A 25266-nucleotide genomic window follows, 5' to 3' on the forward strand; every position below is an offset into this window, starting at 1 on the left:
ATGATTCGCTTTGAACACGTCAGTAAAGCCTATCTCGGTGGACGCCAGGCGTTGCAGGGAGTCACCTTCCACATGCAGCCGGGCGAGATGGCATTTCTGACCGGCCACTCCGGCGCGGGGAAAAGTACCCTGCTCAAGCTTATCTGCGGCATTGAACGGCCAAGCGCCGGGAAGATCTCCTTCAGTGGTCATGATATCAGCCGTCTGAAGAGCCGTGAGGTGCCGTTCCTGCGGCGCCAAATCGGCATGATTTTCCAGGACCACCACCTGCTGATGGACAGAACCGTTTACGACAACGTGGCTATCCCGCTGATTATCGCCGGTGCCAGCGGGGAAGATATTCGCCGCCGCGTCAGCGCAGCGCTCGATAAGGTCGGCCTGCTGGATAAAGCGAAAAACTTCCCGATTCAGCTGTCCGGCGGTGAACAGCAGCGCGTGGGCATCGCCCGTGCGGTGGTGAATAAACCTGCCGTGCTGCTGGCGGATGAACCGACCGGTAACCTTGACGACGCCCTTTCGGAAGGCATTCTGCGCCTGTTCGAAGAGTTTAACCGCGTTGGGGTAACGGTCCTGATGGCAACGCACGACATGGGGCTTATCTCTCGTCGCAGCTACCGGATGCTGACGTTAAGCGATGGCCATTTGCATGGAGGCCTCGGTGAATAAACGTTCTGCGCTCAACCAAATCAAACGCTTCAGTAACAGACTGGACAAAATCAATAAGCTCAATAAGCTGGGGGATCTAGGTCGCTCGGTGAAGAAGCGTGGCAAAGGGCCGCAGTCTAAAGCCCGTTCCCTGAAAGGCGGCGTGAACGAACAGTTCCGTTACGCCTGGGAAGGCGCGCTTCAGGATCTGAAAAGCAAACCGCTTGCCACCTTCCTCACCGTGATGGTTATCGCCATCTCGTTGACCCTGCCAAGCGTCTGCTACATGGTTTACAAGAATGTGAATCAGGCCGCGACGCAGTATTACCCTTCTCCACAAATCACGGTTTATCTCGACAAGGCGCTGGATGACAACGCGGCGGCGCAGGTCGTCGGGGCTATTCAGGCGGAAGAGGGTGTCGACAAAGTTAATTATCTGTCCCGCGACGAAGCCCTGGGCGAATTCCGCAACTGGTCGGGCTTCGGCGGCGCGCTGGATATGCTGGAAGAAAACCCGCTGCCAGCCGTGGCGGTGGTCAATCCGAAGCTGGATTTCCAGACTACCGACAATTTGAACACCCTCCGCGACCGTGTAGCGCGCATTAACGGCGTTGATGAAGTGCGCATGGACGACAGCTGGTTTGCCCGCCTTGCAGCATTGACCGGCCTGGTGGGGCGTGTTGCCGCGATGATTGGCCTGCTGATGGTTGCTGCGGTCTTCCTGGTGATTGGTAACTCGGTTCGCCTGAGCATCTTCGCCCGCCGTGATTCAATAAACGTGCAGAAACTCATCGGCGCAACGGATGGTTTTATCCTGCGCCCGTTCCTTTACGGCGGCGCGCTTCTGGGCTTTAGCGGCGCACTGTTATCGCTGATTTTGTCCGAAATTCTCGTGCTCAGGCTGTCATCTGCGGTGACCGACGTCGCCCAGGTATTCGGCACGAAGTTCGATATTTCTGGCTTAGGCTTTGACGAATGCCTGCTGTTGTTGCTGGTGTCCTCCATGATTGGCTGGCTGGCCGCCTGGCTTGCCACCGTACAACATTTACGTCGCTTTACCCCAGAGTAATAAATTTTTGATATACTTCTCCCCTGCTACAATGTACCCGTCAGCAGGGGAGCAAGTTCCACTCCGGTTCGCTAGCTCACCTGCTATGTTTCATTGTGCTGTCACATTTTGTGTGTAATCTATACACAGCCATACATTGAACTTGTGGATAAGATCACTGTCTGAGAGTAGTGTGAAGGGTACGGTTGGCGTCCTGACGTGGAGTCAGTGCCTTTGCCATGTACATCGTTGTGGCAACCTGTACGTTATCTCTAAGAGAGGGTTTGAATGACCAAAGATATGCATACTTTAGCTTTAGCCCCTGTTGGTAACCTGGAATCCTATATCCGGGCTGCTAATACCTGGCCGATGTTAACGGCTGAGGAAGAGAAGGAGCTGGCTGAAAAGCTGCATTACCAGGGCGATCTGGAAGCAGCGAAAAGGCTGATCCTGTCTCACCTGCGCTTTGTTGTTCACATCGCTCGTAACTATTCAGGCTACGGCCTGCCGCAGGCTGACCTCATCCAGGAAGGTAACATCGGCCTGATGAAAGCCGTGCGCCGCTTTAACCCGGAAGTGGGTGTGCGTCTGGTCTCCTTTGCCGTGCACTGGATTAAAGCTGAAATTCACGAATACGTACTGCGTAACTGGCGTATTGTGAAGGTCGCTACGACTAAAGCTCAGCGTAAGCTGTTCTTTAACCTGCGTAAAAGTAAGCAGCGTCTGGGCTGGTTCAACCAGGACGAAGTGGAAATGGTCGCCAGCGAGCTGGGGGTTTCCAGCAAAGACGTGCGTGAAATGGAATCGCGCATGGCAGCGCAGGACATGACCTTTGATATGGGCAACGATGACGATGCCGAAAGCGCGCCAATGGCCCCGGTTCTGTTCTTACAGGACAAAACGTCTAACTTTGCCGATGGTATTGAAGACGATAACTGGGAATCCCATGCCGCTGACAAACTCAGCGATGCTATGCTGGGCCTGGACGAGCGTAGCCAGGACATCATCCGCGCACGCTGGTTAGACGAAGACAACAAGAGCACATTGCAGGAGCTCGCAGACCGTTACGGTGTCTCCGCAGAGCGTGTTCGCCAGCTTGAAAAGAACGCGATGAAAAAGTTGCGTATGGCTATCGAAGCCTGAGTTTTTCAAGTCAGATAAAAAACCGCCTCCCGGGGCGGTTTTTTTATGCTCGCGATATCCCCTTCTCAAACGTGACAAAATTGTTATTCCAAAAAGCCCAAAATCGGGTATGTTTTTAGCACGGAGTGCGGCGATGGCCTGCGCGGTAATCTCCACATCAAAAAAAACAGTGCCAGAACAACACAACAAAGACCAATCACAACAAGAACGGGGATTCTCAGGATGAAAATGAAGGGCAAAGCCTTATTGGCTGGTTGTATCGCGCTCGCTATGAGCAATGCGGCATTCGCCAAGGATATTAAAGTTGCAGTAGTCGGTGCCATGTCCGGCCCGGTTGCCCAGTACGGCGACCAGGAATTCACCGGTGCAGAGCAGGCCGTTGCGGATATCAATGCCAAAGGCGGCATTAAAGGCGACAAGCTGGTCATCACCAAATATGACGACGCCTGCGACCCGAAACAAGCGGTAGCGGTTGCCAACAAAGTGGTTAACGACGGCATCAAATACGTTATTGGCCACCTGTGCTCCTCATCCACACAGCCTGCGTCTGATATTTATGAAGACGAAGGCATACTGATGATCACCCCGGCGGCAACGGCGCCAGAATTGACCGCGCGTGGCTACAAGCTGACGCTGCGTACTACCGGCCTGGATTCTGACCAGGGGCCAACCGCGGCTAAGTACATTCTTGAACACGTGAAGCCGAAAAACATCGCGGTTATCCACGACAAGCAGCAGTATGGCGAAGGCCTGGCGCGTTCCGTTCAGGACAATCTGAAGAAGGGCGGCGCTAACGTGGTGTTCTTTGACGGCATCACCGCAGGCGAGAAAGACTTCTCCACGCTGGTCGCGCGCCTGAAGAAAGAGAACATCGACTTCGTCTACTACGGCGGTTACCACCCTGAGATGGGCCAGATCCTGCGCCAATCTCGCGCGGCGGGTTTGAAAACTCAGTTCATGGGGCCGGAAGGCGTGGCGAACGTTTCGCTGTCTAACATCGCCGGTGAGTCCGCCGAAGGTCTGTTAGTGACTAAGCCGAAGAACTACGATCAGGTCCCTGCTAACAAACCGGTCGTCGATGCGATTAAAGCGAAGAAACAGGATCCAAGCGGTGCATTCGTGTGGACTACCTACGCTGCGTTGCAGTCTCTGGCGGCTGGTCTGAATAAGTCAGAAGATCCTGCTGAAATTGCTACGTACCTTAAAGCCAGCTCCGTGGATACCGTAATGGGTCCACTGTCCTGGGATCAGAAAGGTGACCTGAAGGGCTTTGAGTTCGGCATCTTTACCTGGCATGCCAACGGTACAGCGACCGACGCTAAGTAAGGTTTGAAGGACCCGCCCGTCAGGGCGGGTATTTAGGGATGACGCTGACGCTTATCCCTCCTACAACTGAGCTGCTTGCGTCATCCGACGTTCTTGTCCTATTTCTCCCAGCCGCCCGTCTGCGCCCGAAACCCTAAAGCCTGCATAAACGCCGCCATCACGCTGCGATCTTCCACGCCGGCGTCGTTCATCCACCAGCTGGTGATTTCCGCGTTATCGCGCAGCACTTCTTCAATCAGATACTGTCCCACACCGCGCCGACGCGTGATTTCACGCACTCGCAAAGAGTCCAGCGTGCCCGATGTCCCTGCCAGCGTAGCGCGCACCGCGCCGAGCAGACGATCGTTAAACTTCGCTGCATAGATGCGATGGGGATCGGAAAGCTGGAGCGAAGCGCGGGAATATTCAGGCCAGATCTTAGCGAGATCGATCTCATCCTGGGCACTACACTCAAACAGACGAATGATGGTGAGTTTCATAATCGAGCTAACCAAAAAGCGGGAAAACACAGAGTGTAACCAATTTATTTACCCCAGACGCTTTATCTTTTTTCTGCGCCCTGGCAGCCGATTGCATTCTGTGACAAACATTAAGCAGTTAGAAAAACGTCAGATTGAAATATGGTCAGTATAAAACCCTAAAACCCAGCATTTTATTCCGCTCTTTGTACCGCTATTTTATGCTGAAAATGGCACTTTTTTTTGTTTCACTCTGCTCAAATACAGAATAATATCTCTGCTTAATCGCCTGAAAAATAGAGCTTTTAGCCGCAAATATTGTAAATTCTGCCGCTAAGCCATTAAAGGCACTGGTAAAAATCTTAAATTGATTACAAAAAGCGCAGCCGTTTTTTGACCAGCATAAAACCACCAAATCACGAAAGAATGGGGATTGAAACGGATGAAAATGAACGCGAAGACGTTACTCGCAGGCATGGTTGCTCTGGCGATGTCTCACGCGGCAACCGCTGCAGACATTAAAGTCGCCGTTGTCGGGGCGATGTCCGGCCCGGTAGCGCAATGGGGTGACATGGAGTTCAACGGTGCACGCCAGGCTATCAAAGACATCAATGCCAAAGGCGGCATTAAAGGCGACAAGCTTGTCGCGGTAGAATACGACGACGCCTGCGATCCAAAACAAGCCGTTGCGGTCGCTAACAAAATCGTTAACGACGGCGTGCGCTACGTCATTGGCCACCTTTGCTCATCATCAACGCAGCCCGCTTCTGATATCTATGAAGACGAAGGCATTCTGATGATTACGCCTGGCGCGACCAACCCGGAGCTGACAAGCCGCGGCTACGAGATGATCATGCGTACCGCCGGTCTGGATTCTTCCCAGGGACCAACCGCCTCTAACTACATCCTTCAGCACGTTAAGCCGCAGCGCATCGCCATCATTCACGATAAGCAACAGTACGGTGAAGGCCTGGCGCGCTCCGTGCAGGACGGGCTGAAAAAAGGCGGCGCGAACATCGTCTTCTTTGACGGCATCACCGCAGGCGACAAAGACTTCTCCACGCTGGTTGCCCGTCTGCAAAAAGAAAACATCGACTTCGTTTACTACGGCGGCTACTACCCGGAAATGGGGCAGATCCTGCGCCAGGCGCGTGCCGTTGGCCTGAAAACGCAGTTTATGGGACCGGAAGGCGTGGGTAACGCATCCCTGTCGAATATCGCGGGCCCGGCGGGTGAAGGCATGCTAGTGACGATGCCAAAACGTTATGACCAGGATCCGGCAAACAAAGCTATCGTCGACGCGCTGAAGGCCGAGAAAAAAGACCCGAGCGGCCCGTACGTGTGGATCACCTACGCAGCCGTGCAGTCTCTGGCAACCGCACTTGAGCGTACCGGCAGCTCAGAACCGGCTGATTTAGCAAAAGATCTTAAAGCAAGCGGTGCGAAAACCGTGATTGGGCCGCTGAGCTGGGATGAGAAAGGCGATCTGAAAGGATTTGAGTTTGGTGTCTTCCAGTGGCACGCCGACGGTTCGTCCTCCGTGGCGAAATAAGGCGAAGGCTACTTCAGTCATCCCACCTTCCGGGCGCAACGCCCGGAAGGAATAATAAGGTTAAGTTATGTCCGAGCAGTTTCTCTATTTCGTGCAGCAGATGTTTAACGGCGTCACGCTGGGCAGCACCTACGCGCTGATCGCCATCGGCTATACCATGGTGTACGGCATTATTGGCATGATCAACTTCGCCCACGGCGAAGTCTATATGATCGGCAGCTACGTCTCGTTTATGATCATCGCCGCGCTGATGATGTTGGGTATCGACGTGGGCTGGATGCTGGTAGGCGCAGGTTTCATCGGGGCGATTATCATCGCCAGCGCCTACGGCTGGAGTATTGAACGCGTGGCCTACAAGCCGGTGCGTAACTCCAAGCGCCTGATTGCCCTGATCTCCGCCATCGGGATGTCCATCTTCCTGCAAAACTACGTCAGCCTCACCGAAGGTTCCCGCGATATCGCCCTGCCAAGCCTGTTTAACGGGCAGTGGGTGGTGGGTGCGAGCGAAAACTTCACCGCCACCATTACCACCATGCAGCTCGTTATCTGGGTGGTGACCTTCCTGGCGATGCTGGCGCTGACGCTGTTCATTCGCTATTCACGCATGGGCCGCGCATGTCGTGCCTGTGCGGAAGACCTGAAAATGGCGAGCCTGCTCGGGATTAACACCGACCGCGTTATCTCTTTAACCTTCGTTATCGGTGCTGCGATGGCCGCGGTGGCGGGCGTGCTGCTCGGCCAGTTCTACGGCGTTATCAACCCGTACATCGGCTTTATGGCTGGTATGAAGGCCTTTACCGCCGCGGTACTTGGCGGCATTGGCAGCATTCCAGGCGCGATGATTGGCGGCCTGATTCTGGGCGTGGCCGAAGCGCTGACCTCCGCCTATCTGAGTACGGAATACAAAGACGTTGTCTCCTTTGCCCTGCTGATTGTGGTGCTGCTGGTGATGCCTACCGGGATTCTGGGTCGTCCGGAGGTTGAGAAAGTATGAAACCGATGCATATTGTTTTTTCTGCCCTGTCGGCGGCGATGTTCTTCGTGCTGGCCGGCGTCTTTATGGGCGTGCAGCTGAGCCTGGACGGCACCAAACTGGTGGTCAACAGTGCGGGTTCCGTGCGCTGGGAGTGGGTGTGGATCGGTACGGTAATTGTTTTCGTCTTCCAACTGCTGCGCCCGGCGTTCCAGAAGGGGCTTAAAAAGGTCTCCGGGCCGAAGTTTGTGCTGCCCGCGCTGGACGGCTCCACGCCGAAACAAAAAATCTTCCTGATTGCTCTGCTGATCCTCGCTGTGGCATGGCCGTTCGTCGTTTCACGTGGCACGGTGGATATCGCGACGCTGACGATGATCTACATCATTCTAGGTCTGGGTCTGAACGTGGTGGTTGGCCTGTCTGGCCTGCTGGTGCTGGGCTACGGCGGCTTTTACGCCATTGGCGCTTATACCTTCGCGCTGCTGAACCACTATTATGGCCTGGGCTTCTGGACCTGCCTGCCGCTGGCGGGACTGGTTTCGGCTGCTGCGGGCTTCCTGCTCGGCTTCCCGGTACTGCGTCTGCGTGGTGACTATCTGGCCATTGTGACGCTCGGCTTCGGCGAAATCGTCCGTATCCTGCTGCTGAACAATACCGAGATCACCGGTGGTCCGAACGGCATCAGCCAGATCCCTAAGCCAACGCTGTTCGGCCTGGAGTTCAGCCGCACCGCGCGGGAAGGGGGCTGGGATACGTTCAGCAACTTCTTCAATATTGCCTACAACCCGGGCGACAGGATTATCTTCCTTTATCTGGTCGCGCTGCTGCTGGTGGTGCTTTCTCTGTTCGTGATTAACCGCCTGCTGCGCATGCCGCTGGGCCGTGCATGGGAAGCGCTGCGTGAAGATGAAATCGCCTGCCGCTCGCTGGGCCTCAACCCGACGCGCATTAAGCTGACCGCTTTCACCATCAGCGCCGCATTCGCCGGTTTTGCCGGTACGCTGTTTGCCGCGCGCCAGGGCTTCGTTAGCCCGGAATCCTTCACCTTCGCCGAGTCGGCCTTCGTGCTGGCCATCGTTGTGCTGGGCGGGATGGGCTCGCAGTTTGCCGTTATTCTGGCTGCGGTGCTGCTGGTTGTCTCCCGTGAGCTGATGCGCGATCTGAATGAGTACAGCATGCTGGTGCTGGGAGGCCTGATGGTGCTGATGATGATCTGGCGTCCGCAGGGGCTGCTGCCAATGACCCGCCCGCAGCTTAAGCTGAAGAAGGCGCAGATAGAACAAGTGAAAGGGGAGCAGGCATGAGTCAGCCACTGTTATCCGTAAACGGCCTGATGATGCGTTTCGGCGGCCTGCTCGCCGTCAACAATGTCGCTCTTGAGCTGCATCCTCGGGAAATTGTTTCGTTAATCGGCCCGAACGGCGCCGGTAAAACCACCGTCTTCAACTGCCTGACGGGCTTTTATAAGCCGACCGGCGGCACCATCATGCTGCGCGACCAGCACCTGGAAGGCCTGCCGGGTCAGCAGATTGCCCGCATGGGCGTGGTGCGTACCTTCCAGCACGTGCGCCTGTTCCGCGAAATGACGGTGATCGAAAACCTGCTGGTTGCGCAGCATATGCAGCTGAAAACCGGCGTGTTTTCCGGACTGCTGAAAACCCCTGGCTTCCGCCGCGCGCAAAGTGAAGCGCTGGACCGGGCCGCCACCTGGCTTGAACGTATCGGCCTGCTCGAGCAGGCAAACCGCCAGGCGAGCAACCTGGCGTACGGTGACCAGCGTCGTCTCGAGATCGCACGCTGCATGGTCACCCTACCGGAAATCCTGATGCTGGATGAACCTGCCGCTGGCCTTAACCCGAAAGAGACCCACGAGCTCGATGAGCTGATCATGGAGCTACGTAATCACCACAACACCACCGTGCTGCTGATTGAGCACGACATGAAGCTGGTGATGGGCATTTCCGACCGGATCTACGTGGTAAACCAGGGAACTCCGCTTGCCAACGGCACACCGGAGCAAATCCGTAACAACCCTGACGTGATCCGCGCCTATCTGGGAGAGGCTTAAGATGGAAAATATCATGCTGTCCTTTGACCACGTAAGCGCCCACTACGGCAAGATCCAGGCGCTGCACGAGGTCAGTCTGCACATCAAGCAGGGTGAGATCGTGACCCTGATTGGCGCGAACGGTGCGGGTAAAACTACGCTGCTGGGTACGCTTTGCGGCGACCCGCGTGCATCCAGCGGCAAAATTACGTTTGATGGCAAAGACATTACCGACTGGCAAACCGCGCGCATCATGCGCGAAGCGGTTGCGATTGTGCCGGAAGGCCGCCGCGTCTTCTCACGCATGACGGTGGAAGAGAATCTGGCGATGGGCGGTTTCTTCGCGGAGCGTGACCAGTTCCAGACCCGCATCAAGCGCGTCTACGATCTGTTCCCACGCCTGTATGAACGCCGCATCCAGCGTGCCGGTACCATGTCCGGCGGTGAACAGCAGATGCTGGCCATTGGCCGTGCATTGATGAGCCAGCCGCGCCTGCTGCTGCTCGACGAGCCGTCGCTGGGCCTCGCGCCGATCATCATCCAGCAGATTTTCGACACCATCGAACAGCTACGCAGCGAAGGCATGACCATCTTCCTGGTGGAGCAGAACGCCAACCAGGCGCTGAAGCTGGCGGACCGTGGCTACGTGCTGGAGAACGGCCACGTCGTGCTGGAAGATACCGGCGACGCGCTTCTGGCTAACGAAGCGGTGCGCAGCGCCTATCTGGGCGGCTAGTTCCAGTAGGGCGGCTAAGACACAGTGTTTTGAAACTTGTGGCGGATGACGCTGCGCTTATCCGCCCTACGATAATGGCTTAACCGTAACGAAAACGATAAGGAGGTCGATATGAAATATCTATTGTTTCTGGCGTCAATGGCGGCTTTACAGCGTTTGCCCGGACGCCTATGACAGCCAGACGGATATTCAGCGGGAAAAGCAGCGCCGTTACGACAAGTGGCTGAATAACCAAGCTGAAAAAAACGGCTATCGATAAACCGTCGGGGAGGATGCCGTAAGCTCTCCGTCATCTTCCCAACATGCAACCGTCACGATCCTGTCACCTCCCGGTTATTTTTCTGTCATTCGCGCATGGCATGTTTTGATGCGAACAAAAACGCGTGTTATCGCGCTTTTAGCCTCATAACAAGAGAGATAAGACATGACTGCATCGTTACGACGTACAGCCCTTTGCATGGCCCTTGGCTGTGCGCTGACCAGCAACGCTATTGCCGCAACGTCCATCCCGTTCTGGCACTCCATGGAAGGTGAGCTGGGTAAAGAGGTCGACTCCCTGGCAAGCCGCTTCAACCAGACCCACCCTGATTACAAGATTGTTCCGGTCTATAAGGGCAACTACGAACAGAACCTGGCGGCGGGTATTGCGGCGTTCCGTTCCGGTAACGCTCCGGCCATTCTTCAGGTTTACGAAGTGGGCACGGCGACCATGATGGCCTCAAAGGCTATCAAACCTGTCTACGAAGTGTTTAACGATGCGGGCATTAAGTTCGACGAATCCCAGTTCGTGCCGACGGTTTCCGGTTATTACACCGACGCGAAAACCGGGCATCTGCTCTCCCAGCCGTTTAACAGCTCCACCCCTGTGCTGTACTACAACAAAGACGCCTTTAAAAAAGCCGGACTGAACCCGGACCAGCCGCCAAAAACCTGGCAGGAGCTGGCGGAGTACACGGCCAAACTGAAAGCGGCAGGCATGACGTGCGGCTACGCCAGCGGCTGGCAGGGCTGGATCCAAATTGAAAACTTCAGCGCGTGGCACGGCCTGCCGGTTGCCACAAAAAACAACGGATTTGACGGCACCGACGCGGTACTGGAATTCAACAAGCCGGAGCAGGTAAAGCATATCGCCCTGCTGGAAGCGCTGAACAAGAAGGGTGATTTCAGCTACTTCGGCCGCAAGGACGAATCCACCGAGAAGTTCTACAGCGGCGATTGCGCCATTACCACGGCCTCTTCTGGCTCACTGGCCGACATTCGGCAGTATGCCAAATTCAACTACGGAGTGGGGATGATGCCTTACGATGCCGATGTGAAGGACGCGCCGCAGAACGCCATTATCGGCGGGGCCAGCCTGTGGGTGATGCAGGGCAAAGACAAGGCGACCTACAAAGGCGTGGCCGAGTTTATGCAGTTCCTTGCCCAGCCGGAAATTGCCGCCGAGTGGCATCAGAAAACCGGCTACCTGCCGATTACCAAAGCCGCTTACGACCTAACCCGGGAGCAGGGCTTCTACGAGAAAAACCCAGGGGCGGACATCGCCACCCGTCAGATGCTGAATAAGCCACCGTTGCCGTACACCAAAGGTCTGCGCCTGGGCAACATGCCGCAGATCCGCACCATTGTGGATGAAGAGCTGGAGTCAGTCTGGACCGGCAAGAAGAGCCCTCAGCAGGCCCTGGACTCAGCCGTCGAACGCGGGAACCTTCTGCTGCGCCGCTTTGAGCAGTCGACAAAGTCCTGAGCCTGAGTTGTGTCGGATGGCGCTGGCGCTTATCCGACCTACGAAGTGCTATCTGTAGGTCGGGTAAGGCGAAGCCGTCACCCGACATTTTCAGGAAAAAATCGTTTATGTCATCTTCTCGTCCGGTATTCCGCTCAGGCTGGCTACCCTACGCGCTGGTTCTGCCGCAGCTGATTATCACCGTCATCTTCTTCATCTGGCCCGCGGGCGAGGCGCTGTGGTACTCGCTGCAGAGCGTCGATCCGTTTGGGCTTTCCAGCACCTTCGTTGGGTTTGATAACTTCACGCAGCTATTTCACGATAGCTACTATCTGGATTCGTTCTACACCACGCTCTATTTCAGCGGGCTGGTGGCGGGCTGCGGGCTGCTGGTGTCGCTGTTTTTCGCAGCCCTGGTGGATTACGTCGTGCGGGGCAGCCGTTTATATCAAACCCTGATGCTGCTGCCTTACGCCGTTGCGCCCGCTATCGCGGCGGTGCTGTGGATTTTTCTCTTTAATCCCGGACGCGGTCTGCTGACTCATCTGCTGGAGCAGTTCGGCTACCACTGGAACCACGCCCAGAACAGCGGACAGGCGATGTTCTTGGTGGTGTTCGCCTCGGTCTGGAAGCAGATCAGCTACAACTTCCTGTTCTTCTTCGCGGCGCTCCAGTCTATTCCCCGCTCGCTGGTGGAGGCCGCCGCGATTGACGGTGCCGGGCCGGTGCGCCGCTTCTTTAAGCTCTCGCTGCCGCTGATTGCGCCGGTGAGCTTCTTCCTGCTGGTGGTCAATCTGGTTTATGCCTTCTTCGATACCTTCCCGGTTATCGACGCGGCAACCGGCGGCGGCCCGGTGCAGGCGACCACCACGCTTATCTATAAAATTTACCGCGAAGGCTTTGCCGGGCTGGATTTGTCCGCATCGGCGGCGCAGTCCGTGGTGCTGATGCTGCTGGTTATCGTGCTGACGGTCGTTCAGTTTCGCTTCGTGGAACGTAAGGTGCGCTACCAATGATCGAGAACCGTCGCGGGCTGACTTTCTTCAGCCATACCATGTTGATTATCGGCATTCTGGCGATCCTGTTCCCGCTGTACGTGGCCTTCGTCGCCGCTACGCTGGACAACAAAGCCGTGTTTGAAACGCCGATGACGCTGATCCCCGGTGGCCACCTGCTGGAGAACATGGCGTACATATGGCGGCACGGCGTAGGGGCGAACAGCGCGCCGTTTGGCCTGATGCTGCTAAACAGCTTCGTGATGGCGCTGGCGATCACCGTGGGCAAAATCACCGTCTCAATGCTTTCCGCCTTCGCCATCGTCTGGTTCAGATTCCCGCTGCGCAACCTGTTCTTCTGGATGATTTTTATCACCCTGATGCTGCCGGTCGAAGTGCGGATCTTCCCGACGGTGGAGGTCATCGCCAGCCTGAACATGCTCGACAGCTACGCGGGCCTGACGCTGCCGCTGATGGCCTCGGCAACCGCCACCTTCCTGTTCCGCCAGTTCTTTATGACGCTGCCGGACGAGCTGATGGAGGCCGCACGCATCGACGGCGCGTCGCCGATGCGCTTCTTTCGGGACATCGTGCTGCCGCTGTCAAAAACCAATCTGGCGGCGCTGTTCGTCATCACCTTTATCTACGGCTGGAACCAGTATCTATGGCCGCTGCTGATTATCAGCGATGTGAACCTCGGCACCGCAGTGGCCGGTATCAAAGGGATGATGTCCTCCGGCGAGGGCACCACCCAGTGGAACCAGGTGATGGCGGCCATGCTGCTGACCCTGGTCCCTCCGGTAATTATCGTTTTAGCAATGCAGCGCGCGTTTGTGCGTGGCCTGGTAGACAGTGAGAAATAACCCATGGCAGGACTGAAATTACAGGCAGTATCCAAGAGCTGGGACGGTAAAACCCAGGTGATTCAACCGCTGACGCTGGACGTGGCGGACGGCGAATTTATCGTTATGGTTGGCCCTTCCGGCTGCGGGAAGTCCACCCTGCTGCGCATGGTGGCGGGGCTTGAGCGCGTGACGAGCGGCGATATCTGGATTGACCGCCAGCGCGTCACCGAGATGGAGCCGAAAGAGCGCGGTATCGCCATGGTATTCCAGAACTACGCGCTCTATCCGCATATGAGCGTGGAAGAGAATATGGCCTGGGGGCTTAAAATCCGCGGCATGGGCAAAGATCATATCCACCAGAAGGTGCTGGAAGCGGCCCGTATTCTGGAACTGGATAACCTGCTCAAGCGCCGCCCGCGCGAGCTTTCCGGGGGCCAGCGTCAACGCGTGGCGATGGGACGTGCCATCGTGCGCGATCCGGCCGTGTTCCTCTTCGATGAGCCGCTCTCTAACCTGGATGCCAAACTGCGCGTGCAGATGCGCCTTGAGCTGCAGCAGCTGCACAGCCGTCTGAATACCACCAGCCTGTACGTCACCCACGATCAGGTGGAGGCGATGACGCTGGCGCAGCGGGTGATGGTGATGAACAAAGGCATTGCCGAGCAGATCGGCACCCCGGTTGAAGTCTACGAGCGCCCGGCAAGCCGCTTCGTGGCGAGCTTTATCGGCTCGCCGGCCATGAACCTGCTGGAAGGGAAAATTAGCGTGGACGGCTACCGTTTCGAGATGGATGGGGGCATTGCGCTGCCGCTGGGCAGCCCGAGATTATCCTGGGCCGGACGGGCCATTACGCTGGGTATCCGCCCGGAACATATTGCGTTAAGCTCACAATCTGCAGGTGGAATCCCCTGGTGTTTAGAAACGCTCGAAATGCTCGGCGCAGATAACCTGGCGCACGGGCGCTGGGGCAAGCAGAAAGTGGTTGTACGGCTTTCGCATCAGGTCAGGCCGCAGCAGGGCAGCGAGTTGTGGCTGCATCTTCCGGAACAAAATTTGCATTTCTTTAAAAATGACAGCTTTGACGCAGAAAATGGACAACGTTTATGAGCAACTGGCCATACCCTTCCATCGTCGCCCACCGCGGCGGCGGTAAACTGGCGCCGGAAAATACCCTGGCGGCCATCGACATCGGCGCGCACTACGGCCACACGATGATCGAATTCGACGCGAAGCTGTCGAAGGACGGGCAAATCTTCCTGCTACATGACGATACGCTCGAGCGCACCAGCAACGGCTGGGGTGTTGCGGGGGAACTGCCGTGGGATCGGCTGCTAAACGTCGATGCGGGAAGCTGGTTTGGCAGCAGGTTCAAGGGTGAGCCGCTGCCGCTGCTTTCGCAGGTGGCGGAGCGCTGCAGGCTCCACTGCATGATGGCGAATATTGAAATTAAGCCGACCACCGGTCTGGAAACCGAGACCGGCAGGGTCATCGCGCTGGCGGCCCGTGAGCTATGGGCTGGACAAACGGCGCCGCTGCTCTCTTCCTTTGCCATTGAAGCGCTTGAGGCGGCCCAGACTGCCGCACCAGAGCAGCCGCGAGGCTTGCTGCTGGATGAGTGGCGAGACGACTGGCAAGCGCTCACTGCCCGCCTCGAGTGCGTCTCACTCCATCTGAATCACAAATTGCTGGATGAAGGGCGGGTGCGGGCAATAAAAGACGCGGGGCTGCATATTTTGGTGTACACGGTAAACACGCCCCAACGAGCAGCACAGCTGCTGCGCTGGGGTGTCGATGCGATTTGCACGGACCGAATCGATGAGATCGGCCCGGACTTTAAAGCTCAATAACTCGTAGTGTGGATAAGCGAGCATTCGCGCCATCCACCACCATCGTTAAGGCCCAATCGTTTTCAAGGGAATGTTAGGCTGCATCATGCTGGAATTATTTTGGTTCAGCATGCTGCCGTTGGCCTTCGGCTGTAGCATATGTTCCTGCTGAACCGCGCTTCCTCCGCTGCTTAGCATCCCACCGTTGGTGTTCGGCAGCATCTGCTGCCCGCTGTTATTCAACTCACCCGGCTGCGAACTCAGCACCCGCTGCGAATTATTGTTTATCTGCGATTCAAGCTGCTGCTGCTGAACCCGGTTCTGGGTCTGCAGCTGCTGGTTGAGCATCCCTTTCTGCTGGATTTGCTGCGACTGCATTTGCGTCTGCATGCGCTGGTGGGTCGGGTTTTGATAATCCGGCAGGTTCGGGTTATTCATGGTATTGAGCGGCTGTGCAAGACTGACAAAAGGCAGCAGGGCCGTCAGAAGCAATAGTTTTTTCATCTTCACTTCCTCCATCTGGGGGATCTTCTAAGTTTACTCTGTTTCTGTCAGCACGATGGTTATTTAGGATTTTTAGACCAGGATTATCTGGGGATTGACCCTGAAAACATGGAGAAAATAACGATGAAGACGTTGAATACCTTCTGGATTAAAACAAGGCGATGGATTGCCATTCTTGCACTGATGATGAGCCTTTGTTTGACCGCGGGGGCCGCACCTCCTCCCGTCTCCTATGGTGTTGAAACAGATATTTATCACCCTGTGCGTGCTGAACACGGCATGGTTGCCTCCGTTGACGCGCTGGCGACACAGGTTGGCGTTGATATTCTTAAACAGGGCGGGAACGCTGTGGATGCCGCCGTTGCGGTGGGCTACGCGCTGGCGGTCACCCATCCGCAGGCCGGTAACCTTGGCGGCGGTGGCTTTATGCTGCTGCGTACCAAAGACGGTAAAACCACCGCCATCGATTTCCGTGAAATGGCGCCGGAAAAGGCCTCTCGCGACATGTTCCTCGACGAGCAGGGTAATGCCGACAGTAAAAAATCCCTTACCTCTCCGCTCGCTTCCGGCACACCTGGCACGGTCGCCGGTTTCTCTCTGGCGCTGGAAAAGTACGGCACTATGCCGCTGGCCAAGGTCATTCAGCCTGCATATAAGCTGGCGCGAGATGGCTATATCGTTAACGAAGCGCTGGCAGATGACCTGAAGCAGTACGGCTCAGAAGTGCTGCCGGGCCATGAAAACAGCAAGGCCATCTTCTGGAAGAAGAACGGTAACCTGCTGCAAAAGGGCGACAGGCTGGTGCAGGCTAATCTTGCCAAAAGCCTGGAGCTGATTGCCGAAAACGGCCCTGATGCCTTCTATAAAGGCCCGATTGCCGACCAGATTGCCAACGAAATGGCGAACAGCGGCGGGTTAATCAGCAAAGCCGATCTGGCGAATTATAAAGCCGTGGAGCGTAAGCCCATCAGCGGTGAATATCGGGGGTACGAGGTGTATTCCATGCCGCCACCATCTTCAGGCGGGATCCACATCGTACAGATCCTGAATATCCTCGAAAACTTCGATCTCGCGAAATACGGCTTCGGCAGCGCCGATGCGATGCAGCTGATAGCCGAGGCGGAAAAATACGCTTACGCCGACCGCTCGGAATATCTGGGCGACCCGGACTTCGTCAAAGTGCCCTGGCAGGCGCTGACCAGCAAGGCTTACGCCAAATCGCTTGCGGAGAAAATCGACGTCAACAAGGCGCGCCCGTCGAGCGATATCAAGCCGGGCAAGCTCGCGCCGTATGAAAGCAACCAGACCACGCACTTCTCGGTGGTGGATAAAGACGGTAACGCCGTCGCGGTGACCTACACGCTGAACACCAACTTCGGCAGCGGCATCGTGGCGGGCAACACCGGTATCCTGATGAACAATCAGATGGACGATTTCTCCGCGAAGCCGGGCGTGCCGAACGTTTATGGGCTGGTGGGTGGCGATGCCAACGCGGTAGGGCCGCATAAGCGCCCGCTGTCGTCGATGTCGCCCACAATTGTGGTGAAAGAGGGCAAGACCTGGCTTGTAACCGGCAGCCCAGGCGGCAGCCGTATTATCACCACCGTGCTGCAAATGGTGATTAACTCGGTCGATTTCGGGATGAACGTCGCCGAAGCGACCAACGCGCCGCGCTTCCACCATCAGTGGCTGCCGGACGAGCTGCGGGTGGAGAAAGGCTTTAGCCCGGACACGCTGAAACTGTTGGCTGAGAAGGGACAAAAGGTCGTGGTGAAGGAAGCGATGGGCAGCACGCAGAGCATCATGATTGCACCTGATGGCAAGCTGTACGGGGCCTCTGACCCGCGTACGGTTGAGGATTTGACTGAGGGGTATTGAGCTGTGGCGGTGGATGGCGCTCGCGCTTATCCACCCTACGAATCAAAGCGGTAGGGCGGATAAGCGCAGGCGCCATCCGCCATTTCCCTCCAGCCTAGACCGGCTTCAGCCGCGCCATAAAGTGCGCGTCCACATACTTCCCGTCGCGCAGGCCGAAGTTTCTGCCGGTGCCTTCCACTTCGAAGCCAAACTTACGGTACACCGCCAGCGCCGGTGCGTTATCGGTGAACACCGTCAGTTCAATCCGATCGACACGTAGCCAGTTGTCGCACAGGTCCGTCATTGCGGCCATTAATGCGCTGGCGACGCCCCTGCCATGAAAGTTGCTGTCCACGCCCATCCCAAAGGTGGCGACGTGGCTGCGGCGCGGGGACGGCTCTACCGTCAGCATCAGCTGGCCGACGACTTTGCCGTCGATACAGGCGACAAGATTGCGGCTGCCCGGTTTTGGCTCCGCCAGGCGATCCTTCCACATTTTTAGAGGGGTATGAGGGATCTGTAGCGTGTCGCGCTGCGGCGTCGGCTGGCTGTAAATTTGATGCAGGGCTTCCGCATCGCCAATTTCTGCGTGACGCACTACGATTTCACTCATCCTTTTATCCTCAATGGGTTAGTTAAACCCTTTAAACATCATTGACTTTGTTTGTGAAGTCAACGACACATTTTTTCAAATTAAGCTTTACAAGTGCGAATGATAATGATTATTATTGCCATGCATTCAGGGGAGACCCTTACAGAGACAACCTGAAAGCACGACATTGCTCACATTGCTTCCAGTATTACTTAGCCAGCCGGGTGCTGGCTTTTTTTTTGCCATTTTTCGAGAGTGTCGGATGGCGCTAACGCTTATCCGACCTACGTAGGGCGTGGTTTTGTAGGGTGGATAAGCGTTAGCGCCATCCACCAAAGAGTGCCATGAGACAAGGGTTTCGTAGGGTAGATAAGCGCCAGCGCCATCCACCAAAAATGCATGCCATCCGTAGCCGAATGCAGTAGGGTTAAGACAATTCAAAGTCAAAAGGACGAAGCAATGACCCTCCACTGCGCTTTTATTGGTTTTGGCAAAAGCACCACCCGCTACCATCTTCCTTACGTTCTGGTTCGCAAAGACAAATTCCACGTCGCCCATATCTACCGTCGTCATGAAAAGCCGGACGTCGAGCAGCAGCCGCAGTACGGGCATATCCATTTCACCAGCGATCTGGATGAGGTGCTGAACGACCCGAAGGTGAAGCTGGTTGTGGTCTGCACCCATCAGGATAGCCACTTCGACTACGCGAAGAAGGCGCTGGAGGCCGGTAAAAATGTGCTGGTGGAAAAGCCGTTCACCCCAACGTTAAAAGAAGCCAAAGAACTATTCGAGCTGGCGCGTGCCAAAAGGCTGACCGTCTCGCCTTATCAGAACCGCCGCTTTGACTCTTGCTTCCTGACCATGAAAAAGGCCATCGACAGCGGCAAGCTGGGCACCGTGGTGGAAGTGGAAAGCCATTTTGATATGTATCGCCCGGAGGCGGCAACCACGCCAGGCCTGCCTGCCGACGGCGCGTTCTACGGCCTAGGCGTACACACCATGGATCAGATCATTTCGCTGTTTGGCCGCCCGGACCACGTCGCCTACGACATTCGCAGCCTGCGCAACAAGGCCAACCCTGACGACACCTTTGAGGCCCAGCTTTTCTACGGCGACCTTAAAGCCATCGTGAAAACCAGCCATCTGGTGAAAATCGACTATCCGAAGTTTATCGTCCACGGCACCAAAGGTTCTTTCGTTAAATACGGTATCGACCAGCAGGAAACCAGCCTCAAGGCGTACATCATGCCCGGCGAGCCTGGCTTTGCGGCAGACAGCACCGTCGGCGTGCTGGAGTACGTTAACGATGCTGGTGAGACCGTGCGTGAAGAGTTGACGCCGGAGCAGGGCGACTATGGCCGCGTGTACGACGCACTTTATGAAACCATCGTAAACGGTAAGCCTAATTTCGTCAGTGAATCTGAAGCATTAACCAACCTTGAGATCCTCGAACGCGGCTTCGAACAGGCTTCCCCTTCAACGGTGACGCTGGCTTAACCCTCTCCGCTGACGCCTCAAACTCATTCATATTTTTTGAACAGAGGCGTCAAACTTCACCCTCTATGATCTCCTCCGCTTCGGGTCCACACTTACTCCATCAAACAAATCGAGGAGAAGTGAAATGATCTACTTAAGAAAAGCCGAAGAACGTGGTCACGCGAATCATGGTTGGTTGGATAGCTGGCACACCTTCTCTTTTGCCAACTATTACGACGCCAACTATATGGGATTCTCCGCGCTGCGCGTCATTAACGAAGACGTGGTTGCAGCCGGTGAAGGCTTCGGAACCCACCCGCATAAAGACATGGAAATCCTGACCTACGTGCTGGAAGGGGCGGTGGCGCACCGGGACAGCATGGGCAACGAAGAGAAAGTGCCTGCCGGTGAGTTTCAGATCATGAGCGCCGGGACGGGGATCACCCACTCCGAGTACAACCCGAGCAAAACTGAGCGTCTGCGCCTGTACCAGATCTGGATCATTCCAGAAAAAACCGGCATCACACCGCGTTACGATCAGCGCCGTTTTGATGCGCCGCAGGGCCGCCAGCTAGTGCTTTCCCCGGATGCTCGTGACGGTTCGCTGAAGGTGAATCAGGATATGGAGCTGTCCCGCTGGGCGCTGGCGAAAGACGAGCAGTCTGTGTATCAGGTTCCGGCCAACCGTCGCATCTGGATCCAGGTTGTTAAAGGCGACGTGTCCATTAACGGCACGCAGGCAAAAACCAGCGATGCGGTTGCCGTGTGGGATGAGCAGGCAATTTCTGTTCACGCCAACGAAGCGAGCGAGATCCTACTTTTTGATCTCCCTCCGGTCTAAATCTGATTAGTTACCGGTCACAACCTTCCTCTTAAACAGGGGAAGGTTGTGCTTTGTCCGTGCTAAACTTCGGCGTCATTGTTGAGGAAGCGCGCGCGGAATATGAAAAAGAAAAGACCGGTACTACAGGACGTTGCGGATCGCGTAGGGATCACCAAAATGACGGTGAGCCGTTTTTTACGCAATCCCGATCAGGTTTCCGCCGCTTTGCAGGTGAAGATTGCCGCTGCCCTCGACGAGCTGGGCTACATTCCTAACCGCGCTCCCGATATCCTTTCCAATTCAACCAGCCGCGCCATCGGCGTTCTGCTGCCCTCTCTTACCAACCAGGTGTTCGCGGAAGTGCTGCGCGGCATCGAAAACGTGATCGACGCCTACGGTTACCAGACCATGCTCGCCCACTACGGCTACAAGCCGGAGCTGGAAGAAGAGCGCCTGGAGTCCATGCTCTCCTGGAACATTGACGGGCTGATTCTGACCGAACGCTCACACACGCCGCGCACGCTAAAAATGATTGAGGTAGCCGGTATTCCGGTGGTTGAGCTGATGGACAGCGTTTCACCCTGTTTGGATATCGCCGTCGGCTTCGACAACTTCGAAGCCGCCCGCCAGATGACCGCCGCCATTATCAGCCGGGGCCACCGCCACGTGGCCTATCTCGGCGCTCGCCTCGATGAACGTACCGTCATCAAGAAGCGCGGCTATGAGCAGGCAATGCAGGACGCGGGGCTGGTGCCCTACAGCGTAATGGTCGAGCAATCCTCTTCCTATTCCACCGGGATAGAACTGTTCCGCCAGGCGAAACGCGAATATCCCGAGCTGGACAGCATCTTCTGTACCAACGATGATTTAGCGATAGGCGCCGCGTTCGAATGCCAGCGCCAGGGCCTGAGCATTCCCCATGACATCGCGATTGCCGGTTTCCACGGCCACGACATCGGGCAGGTGATGGAGCCAAGGCTTGCCAGCGTCCTCACGCCGCGTGAGCGTATGGGGCGTATTGGCGCAGAGCGCCTGCTGGCGAGAATTCGCGGCGAAGAGGTGACGCCGAAGCTGCTGGACCTGGGCTTTACCCTGTCGCCGGGCGGCTCGATCTAAGATTTTCAAAGTATGATGTAGTTCACACTTATTCACTTTGCAACAGAATGGTTATTGCTTATTGCTCAACCACTGCTGACAATGTTACCGATAACAGTTACCCGTAACAAATGTATGTGTTCGCGGGAAGCTGACTTCTGAAATCATTGTGCCAGTCGGAGCTACGCTATGAGCACTACTAACCATGACCACCACATCTACGTCCTGATGGGCGTTTCTGGCAGTGGCAAATCGGCCGTCGCCAGCGAAGTGGCCCATCAGCTAAAAGCCGCCTTCCTGGACGGCGATTTCCTGCATCCTCGCTGCAACATTATGAAAATGGCTTCCGGCGAGCCGCTAAACGACGAAGACCGTAAGCCGTGGCTGAAGGCGCTGAACGATGCCGCCTTTGCAATGCAGCGCACCAACAAAGTCTCCCTGATTGTCTGCTCGGCCCTCAAAAAGGACTACCGCGACCAGCTGCGCGACGGAAACCCGAACCTTTCATTCATCTACATGAAAGGGGATTTCGAGGTGATCGAAAGCCGCCTGAAGGCGCGTAAAGGTCACTTCTTCAAAACCCAGATGCTGGTTACCCAGTTTGAAACGCTCGAAGAGCCAACTGCAGAAAATGATGTTCTGGTCGTGGATATCGACCAGCCGCTGGAGGACGTTGTCGCCAGCACAATTGATGTGATTAACAAAGGCAGTGCGAAGTGAGTACATTAACGCTTATTTTAACGGCAGTCGGCTCCGTTTTGCTGCTGCTGTTTTTAGTGATGAAGGCGCGCATGCACGCCTTCGTTGCTTTGATGGTGGTTTCTATAGGTGCAGGGCTGTTTTCCGGGATGCCGCTTGATAAGATCGCGACAACCATGGAAAAAGGAATGGGCGGTACGCTAGGCTTCCTGGCTATCGTCGTCGCGCTCGGCGCGATGTTCGGGAAAATCCTTCATGAAACGGGCGCCGTTGACCAGATTGCGGTCAAAATGCTCAAGTCATTCGGCCACAGCCGCGCCCATTATGCGATTGGCCTGGCAGGCTTAATCTGCGCGCTGCCACTGTTCTTTGAAGTGGCCATCGTGCTGCTGATAAGCGTGGCGTTCTCCATGGCGCGCCATACCGGCACCAATCTCGTTAAGCTGGTTATTCCTCTGTTTGCGGGCGTTGCCGCCGCCGCCGCGTTTCTGCTGCCGGGGCCTGCGCCGATGCTGCTGGCCTCCCAGATGCACGCCGACTTCGGCTGGATGATCCTCATCGGCCTGTGTGCGGCCATTCCCGGCATGATTATCGCCGGGCCGCTGTGGGGAAACTTCATCAGCAAATACGTTGAGCTGAAAATTCCTGACGATATCACCGAGCCGCACCTGGGCGAAGGCAAGCTGCCGTCGTTCGGCTTCAGCCTGTCGCTGATCCTGTTGCCGCTGGTGCTGGTTGGCCTGAAAACTATCGCCGCGCGCTTCGTGCCGCAGGGCTCCACCCTTTATGAGTGGATGGAGTTCGTCGGCCACCCGTTCACCGCGATTCTGGTTGCCTGTCTGGTAGCGATTTATGGTCTGGCCTACCGTCAGGGCATGGCGAAAGAAAGGGTGATGGAAATCTGCGGCGCCGCGCTGCAGCCTGCGGGCATCATCCTGCTGGTTATCGGTGCGGGCGGCGTATTCAAACAGGTGCTCGTGGATTCCGGCGTGGGTCCGGCACTGGGTGAAGCGCTGACGGGAATGGGTTTGCCGATTGCGCTGACCTGTTTCATCCTGGCAGCGGCAGTGCGTATCATCCAGGGTTCAGCAACGGTCGCCTGCCTGACGGCGGTTGGCCTGGTGATGCCGGTTATTGAGCAACTGAACTACAGCGGCGCGCAGATGGCCGCGCTGTCCATCTGTATCGCAGGCGGTTCAATCGTAGTGAGCCACGTCAACGACGCGGGCTTCTGGCTGTTCGGTAAATTTACCGGCGCAACGGAAGGGCAAACCCTAAAAACCTGGACGATGATGGAAACCATCCTCGGCACCACGGGGGCACTTGTCGGGATGAATGCTTTCAGTTTGTTGAGCTGAGTTTTCAGCAGTGAAAAAGGCAGTACTCCCCGGAGGCTGCCTTTTTCTTTGGGATAAAGAGATAGCCTTCCTTGCCGCATGTTCTGGAAAAATCGTTCAGCTTTCCTCCGAAAATCTCCAGCTCCGATTCTGGCATAAAGTCAGGCGGCGGTGGGGTGTGAAAATTTCAACATGACAATCCTTATTTTGATCATTATTTCCTCCTTAAATCCATTTTTTGTTATTTGAGTAACATTTTTAGCCTGGAAATGTTCGCATAATAACATCCATGTTTGCGGCGATGTCTCACAGATTGAGCGGCGGAAAAATCGCAAGAAACTTGCCTGATTATATGTTTTGAGGAAATTATGAAGTACATCATAGGGATAGTTAGTATTCTGGTTATCTTCGCTCTGGCGATTTTGGTCTGCAAAAACCGCAGGGAGATCCGTAAACGCCCGTTGGTCGTCATGCTGGGCTGCCAGTTTGTGATGACGGCATTGCTGTTAAAAACCAATGTGGGTAACACGGTGATTAGCGTTATTGCCGACGTGTTTGGTAACTTGCTTGCCTATGCTCAGGAAGGGGTGAACTTTGTTTTTGGTGGCCTGGTTAACAAAGGGGAAATTACTTTCTTTATCTCAGTGTTACTGCCCATCGTGTTTATCTCTGCACTGATTGGCATTCTGCAACACTGGAAAATCCTCGGATTTATTATCAAATACATCGGTCTTGCGCTAAGTAAAGTCAACGGCATGGGGCGGCTGGAATCCTATAACGCGGTGGCGTCAGCGATTCTTGGTCAATCTGAAGTCTTTATCTCGGTTAAAAAGCAGCTTGCGCTGCTGCCGGAAAAACGGCTGTACACGCTTTGTACTTCTGCGATGTCTACCGTATCAATGGCAATTGTGGGTGCCTATATGGTGATGCTGGATCCGCGCTATGTGGTCACCGCCCTCGTGCTGAATCTGTTTGGCGGATTTATTATGGCCTCACTGATTAACCCTTATCAGGTCAGCCCGGAAGAGGACATTCTCGTTGTTGTTGAGACTGAAAAACAAAGCTTCTTTGAAGTGCTGGCGGAATACATCCTTGATGGCTTCAAAGTGGCGATTATTGTTGGAGCGATGCTGATTGGCTTTATTGCGTTAATTTCCATGGCTAACGGTATTTTTAGCGCCGTGTTCAGCGTGACATTCCAGCAGGCTCTGGGTTACCTGTTTGCTCCTCTGGCATTCCTGGTGGGTGTACCCTGGGCTGAAGCCGTTCAGGCAGGTAGCCTGATGGCCACCAAGATCGTCAGCAATGAATTCGTTGCCATGCTTAACATGTCTCAGGGTAACTTCAACTTCTCTGAACGCACCGTCGCCATTATCTCAGTGTTCCTGGTGTCGTTCGCCAACTTTTCGTCCATCGGCATTATCGTGGGAGCAATCAAGGCGCTTGATACTCAACAAGGTAACAATGCCGCCCGCTTCGGTCTCAAACTGCTCTATGGTTCTACGTTGGTCAGTTTATTGAACGCCACCGTTGTGGGGCTGTTCTTTTAATTTTAGGTTAGCGTGT

Annotated in this window: 24 protein-coding genes; 21 read left to right on the forward strand and 3 right to left on the reverse strand. The window is 55.7% G+C overall.

Features of this window, described 5'->3' with window-relative positions:
- From ftsE to ACA108_01240, 4 genes are all read left to right on the forward strand, one after another.
- Positions 1-666, forward strand: a complete 666-nt coding sequence (ftsE, locus tag ACA108_01225) for a cell division ATP-binding protein FtsE (GenBank protein ID XEX96197.1) — start codon at positions 1-3, stop codon at positions 664-666.
- Positions 659-1714: a permease-like cell division protein FtsX gene (ftsX, locus tag ACA108_01230; protein ID XEX96198.1), complete on the forward strand. Its 1056-nt coding sequence runs from the start codon at positions 659-661 to the stop codon at positions 1712-1714. Before ftsE ends, ftsX begins: the two co-directional genes overlap by 8 nt.
- 267 nt (positions 1715-1981) lie before the next feature.
- A complete protein-coding gene (gene rpoH / locus ACA108_01235) occupies positions 1982-2836 on the forward strand; it encodes an RNA polymerase sigma factor RpoH (GenBank protein ID XEX96199.1) in 855 nt (284 codons plus the stop codon).
- Positions 2837-3058: 222 nt separating this feature from the next.
- Entirely contained in the window at positions 3059-4162 is a 1104-nt protein-coding gene (locus tag ACA108_01240; GenBank protein XEX96200.1) for a branched-chain amino acid ABC transporter substrate-binding protein, read from the forward strand.
- Positions 4163-4260: 98 nt separating this feature from the next.
- Here ACA108_01240 and panM read toward each other — a convergent pair whose 3' ends face one another.
- Positions 4261-4641 carry an aspartate 1-decarboxylase autocleavage activator PanM gene (panM, locus tag ACA108_01245; GenBank protein XEX96201.1) on the reverse strand — a complete coding sequence of 127 codons (381 nt, stop codon included), beginning with the start codon at positions 4639-4641 and terminating at the stop codon, positions 4261-4263.
- Positions 4642-5062: 421 nt separating this feature from the next.
- Here panM and livK point away from each other — a divergent pair, with 421 nt between their 5' ends.
- From livK to ugpQ, 10 genes are all read left to right on the forward strand, one after another.
- A complete protein-coding gene (gene livK / locus ACA108_01250) occupies positions 5063-6172 on the forward strand; it encodes a high-affinity branched-chain amino acid ABC transporter substrate-binding protein LivK (GenBank protein ID XEX96202.1) in 1110 nt (369 codons plus the stop codon).
- Positions 6173-6239: 67 nt separating this feature from the next.
- Entirely contained in the window at positions 6240-7166 is a 927-nt protein-coding gene (livH, locus tag ACA108_01255; protein ID XEX96203.1) for a high-affinity branched-chain amino acid ABC transporter permease LivH, read from the forward strand.
- Positions 7163-8449, forward strand: coding sequence for a high-affinity branched-chain amino acid ABC transporter permease LivM (locus tag ACA108_01260; GenBank protein XEX96204.1), 1287 nt, complete (start codon positions 7163-7165; stop codon positions 8447-8449). Before livH ends, ACA108_01260 begins: the two co-directional genes overlap by 4 nt.
- Positions 8446-9213, forward strand: a complete 768-nt coding sequence (livG, locus tag ACA108_01265) for a high-affinity branched-chain amino acid ABC transporter ATP-binding protein LivG (protein XEX96205.1) — start codon at positions 8446-8448, stop codon at positions 9211-9213. Before ACA108_01260 ends, livG begins: the two co-directional genes overlap by 4 nt.
- A 1-nt stretch (position 9214) precedes the next feature.
- Positions 9215-9928, forward strand: coding sequence for a high-affinity branched-chain amino acid ABC transporter ATP-binding protein LivF (gene livF / locus ACA108_01270; GenBank protein ID XEX96206.1), 714 nt, complete (start codon positions 9215-9217; stop codon positions 9926-9928).
- A gap of 424 nt (positions 9929-10352) precedes the next feature.
- Positions 10353-11672: a sn-glycerol-3-phosphate ABC transporter substrate-binding protein UgpB gene (gene ugpB, locus ACA108_01275; protein XEX96207.1), complete on the forward strand. Its 1320-nt coding sequence runs from the start codon at positions 10353-10355 to the stop codon at positions 11670-11672.
- A 107-nt stretch (positions 11673-11779) separates the two neighbouring features.
- Positions 11780-12667 (forward strand): sn-glycerol-3-phosphate ABC transporter permease UgpA, encoded by an 888-nt coding sequence (gene ugpA / locus ACA108_01280; GenBank protein XEX96208.1) that lies wholly within the window; start codon positions 11780-11782, stop codon positions 12665-12667.
- Entirely contained in the window at positions 12664-13509 is an 846-nt protein-coding gene (gene ugpE / locus ACA108_01285; protein ID XEX96209.1) for a sn-glycerol-3-phosphate ABC transporter permease UgpE, read from the forward strand. The genes ugpA and ugpE overlap by 4 nt, the downstream gene beginning before the upstream one ends.
- 3 nt (positions 13510-13512) lie before the next feature.
- Positions 13513-14598 carry a sn-glycerol-3-phosphate import ATP-binding protein UgpC gene (locus ACA108_01290; GenBank protein ID XEX96210.1) on the forward strand — a complete coding sequence of 362 codons (1086 nt, stop codon included), beginning with the start codon at positions 13513-13515 and terminating at the stop codon, positions 14596-14598.
- The gene (gene ugpQ / locus ACA108_01295; GenBank protein XEX96211.1) at positions 14595-15338 is read left to right on the forward strand and encodes a glycerophosphodiester phosphodiesterase; all 744 of its coding nucleotides are present in this window, start codon (positions 14595-14597) and stop codon (positions 15336-15338) included. Before ACA108_01290 ends, ugpQ begins: the two co-directional genes overlap by 4 nt.
- A gap of 45 nt (positions 15339-15383) precedes the next feature.
- Here the strand turns inward: ugpQ and ACA108_01300 are convergent, their stop codons facing one another.
- Positions 15384-15821, reverse strand: a complete 438-nt coding sequence (locus ACA108_01300) for a DUF2756 family protein (protein XEX96212.1) — start codon at positions 15819-15821, stop codon at positions 15384-15386.
- A 123-nt stretch (positions 15822-15944) separates the two neighbouring features.
- Between ACA108_01300 and ggt the strand changes: the two genes are divergently transcribed.
- Positions 15945-17699 carry a gamma-glutamyltransferase gene (ggt, locus tag ACA108_01305; protein ID XEX96213.1) on the forward strand — a complete coding sequence of 585 codons (1755 nt, stop codon included), beginning with the start codon at positions 15945-15947 and terminating at the stop codon, positions 17697-17699.
- A 94-nt stretch (positions 17700-17793) separates the two neighbouring features.
- On the opposite strand, the gene yhhY is transcribed toward ggt, so the two are convergent.
- Positions 17794-18291 (reverse strand): N-acetyltransferase, encoded by a 498-nt coding sequence (gene yhhY / locus ACA108_01310; GenBank protein XEX96214.1) that lies wholly within the window; start codon positions 18289-18291, stop codon positions 17794-17796.
- Positions 18292-18729: 438 nt separating this feature from the next.
- On the opposite strand from yhhY, the gene ACA108_01315 reads away from it, so the two are divergent.
- The 6 genes from ACA108_01315 to ACA108_01340 all read left to right on the forward strand — a co-directional run bounded on the left by ACA108_01315 (position 18730) and on the right by ACA108_01340 (position 25250).
- Entirely contained in the window at positions 18730-19767 is a 1038-nt protein-coding gene (locus tag ACA108_01315) for an oxidoreductase (protein XEX96215.1), read from the forward strand.
- 124 nt (positions 19768-19891) lie between these two features.
- The gene (locus tag ACA108_01320) at positions 19892-20587 is read left to right on the forward strand and encodes a pirin family protein (protein ID XEX96216.1); all 696 of its coding nucleotides are present in this window, start codon (positions 19892-19894) and stop codon (positions 20585-20587) included.
- 102 nt (positions 20588-20689) lie between these two features.
- Positions 20690-21685, forward strand: coding sequence for a gluconate operon transcriptional repressor GntR (gene gntR / locus ACA108_01325; protein ID XEX96217.1), 996 nt, complete (start codon positions 20690-20692; stop codon positions 21683-21685).
- Between the two features lie 168 nt (positions 21686-21853).
- Positions 21854-22384 (forward strand): gluconokinase, encoded by a 531-nt coding sequence (gene gntK, locus ACA108_01330; protein ID XEX96218.1) that lies wholly within the window; start codon positions 21854-21856, stop codon positions 22382-22384.
- Positions 22381-23721 carry a gluconate transporter gene (gene gntU / locus ACA108_01335; GenBank protein XEX96219.1) on the forward strand — a complete coding sequence of 447 codons (1341 nt, stop codon included), beginning with the start codon at positions 22381-22383 and terminating at the stop codon, positions 23719-23721. Before gntK ends, gntU begins: the two co-directional genes overlap by 4 nt.
- Before the next feature lie 347 nt (positions 23722-24068).
- The gene (locus tag ACA108_01340; protein ID XEX96220.1) at positions 24069-25250 is read left to right on the forward strand and encodes a NupC/NupG family nucleoside CNT transporter; all 1182 of its coding nucleotides are present in this window, start codon (positions 24069-24071) and stop codon (positions 25248-25250) included.
- Positions 25251-25266: the final 16 nt, after the last annotated feature.

Origin of the sequence: Dryocola sp. LX212, from assembly GCA_041504365.1 — a bacterium.
In the GTDB taxonomy this organism is placed as follows: Bacteria; Pseudomonadota; Gammaproteobacteria; order Enterobacterales; family Enterobacteriaceae; genus Dryocola.

Excerpts from the sequence above, each read along its gene's own strand:
- livF (XEX96206.1), top strand. The coding sequence starts at position 9,215 with ATGGAAAATATCATGCTGTCCTTTGACCACGTAAGCGCCCACTACGGC.
- yhhY (XEX96214.1), bottom strand. The coding sequence starts at position 18,291 with ATGAGTGAAATCGTAGTGCGTCACGCAGAAATTGGCGATGCGGAAGCC.
- rpoH (XEX96199.1), top strand. The coding sequence starts at position 1,982 with ATGACCAAAGATATGCATACTTTAGCTTTAGCCCCTGTTGGTAACCTG.
- ugpB (XEX96207.1), top strand. The coding sequence starts at position 10,353 with ATGACTGCATCGTTACGACGTACAGCCCTTTGCATGGCCCTTGGCTGT.
- ACA108_01300 (XEX96212.1), bottom strand. The coding sequence starts at position 15,821 with ATGAAAAAACTATTGCTTCTGACGGCCCTGCTGCCTTTTGTCAGTCTT.
- ACA108_01340 (XEX96220.1), top strand. The coding sequence starts at position 24,069 with ATGAAGTACATCATAGGGATAGTTAGTATTCTGGTTATCTTCGCTCTG.
- ggt (XEX96213.1), top strand. The coding sequence starts at position 15,945 with ATGAAGACGTTGAATACCTTCTGGATTAAAACAAGGCGATGGATTGCC.
- ACA108_01290 (XEX96210.1), top strand. The coding sequence starts at position 13,513 with ATGGCAGGACTGAAATTACAGGCAGTATCCAAGAGCTGGGACGGTAAA.
- gntK (XEX96218.1), top strand. The coding sequence starts at position 21,854 with ATGAGCACTACTAACCATGACCACCACATCTACGTCCTGATGGGCGTT.
- ugpQ (XEX96211.1), top strand. The coding sequence starts at position 14,595 with ATGAGCAACTGGCCATACCCTTCCATCGTCGCCCACCGCGGCGGCGGT.
- ACA108_01315 (XEX96215.1), top strand. The coding sequence starts at position 18,730 with ATGACCCTCCACTGCGCTTTTATTGGTTTTGGCAAAAGCACCACCCGC.
- ugpA (XEX96208.1), top strand. The coding sequence starts at position 11,780 with ATGTCATCTTCTCGTCCGGTATTCCGCTCAGGCTGGCTACCCTACGCG.
- ACA108_01260 (XEX96204.1), top strand. The coding sequence starts at position 7,163 with ATGAAACCGATGCATATTGTTTTTTCTGCCCTGTCGGCGGCGATGTTC.
- ftsE (XEX96197.1), top strand. The coding sequence starts at position 1 with ATGATTCGCTTTGAACACGTCAGTAAAGCCTATCTCGGTGGACGCCAG.
- ACA108_01320 (XEX96216.1), top strand. The coding sequence starts at position 19,892 with ATGATCTACTTAAGAAAAGCCGAAGAACGTGGTCACGCGAATCATGGT.
- gntR (XEX96217.1), top strand. The coding sequence starts at position 20,690 with ATGAAAAAGAAAAGACCGGTACTACAGGACGTTGCGGATCGCGTAGGG.
- ACA108_01240 (XEX96200.1), top strand. The coding sequence starts at position 3,059 with ATGAAAATGAAGGGCAAAGCCTTATTGGCTGGTTGTATCGCGCTCGCT.
- livK (XEX96202.1), top strand. The coding sequence starts at position 5,063 with ATGAAAATGAACGCGAAGACGTTACTCGCAGGCATGGTTGCTCTGGCG.
- panM (XEX96201.1), bottom strand. The coding sequence starts at position 4,641 with ATGAAACTCACCATCATTCGTCTGTTTGAGTGTAGTGCCCAGGATGAG.
- livH (XEX96203.1), top strand. The coding sequence starts at position 6,240 with ATGTCCGAGCAGTTTCTCTATTTCGTGCAGCAGATGTTTAACGGCGTC.
- livG (XEX96205.1), top strand. The coding sequence starts at position 8,446 with ATGAGTCAGCCACTGTTATCCGTAAACGGCCTGATGATGCGTTTCGGC.
- ugpE (XEX96209.1), top strand. The coding sequence starts at position 12,664 with ATGATCGAGAACCGTCGCGGGCTGACTTTCTTCAGCCATACCATGTTG.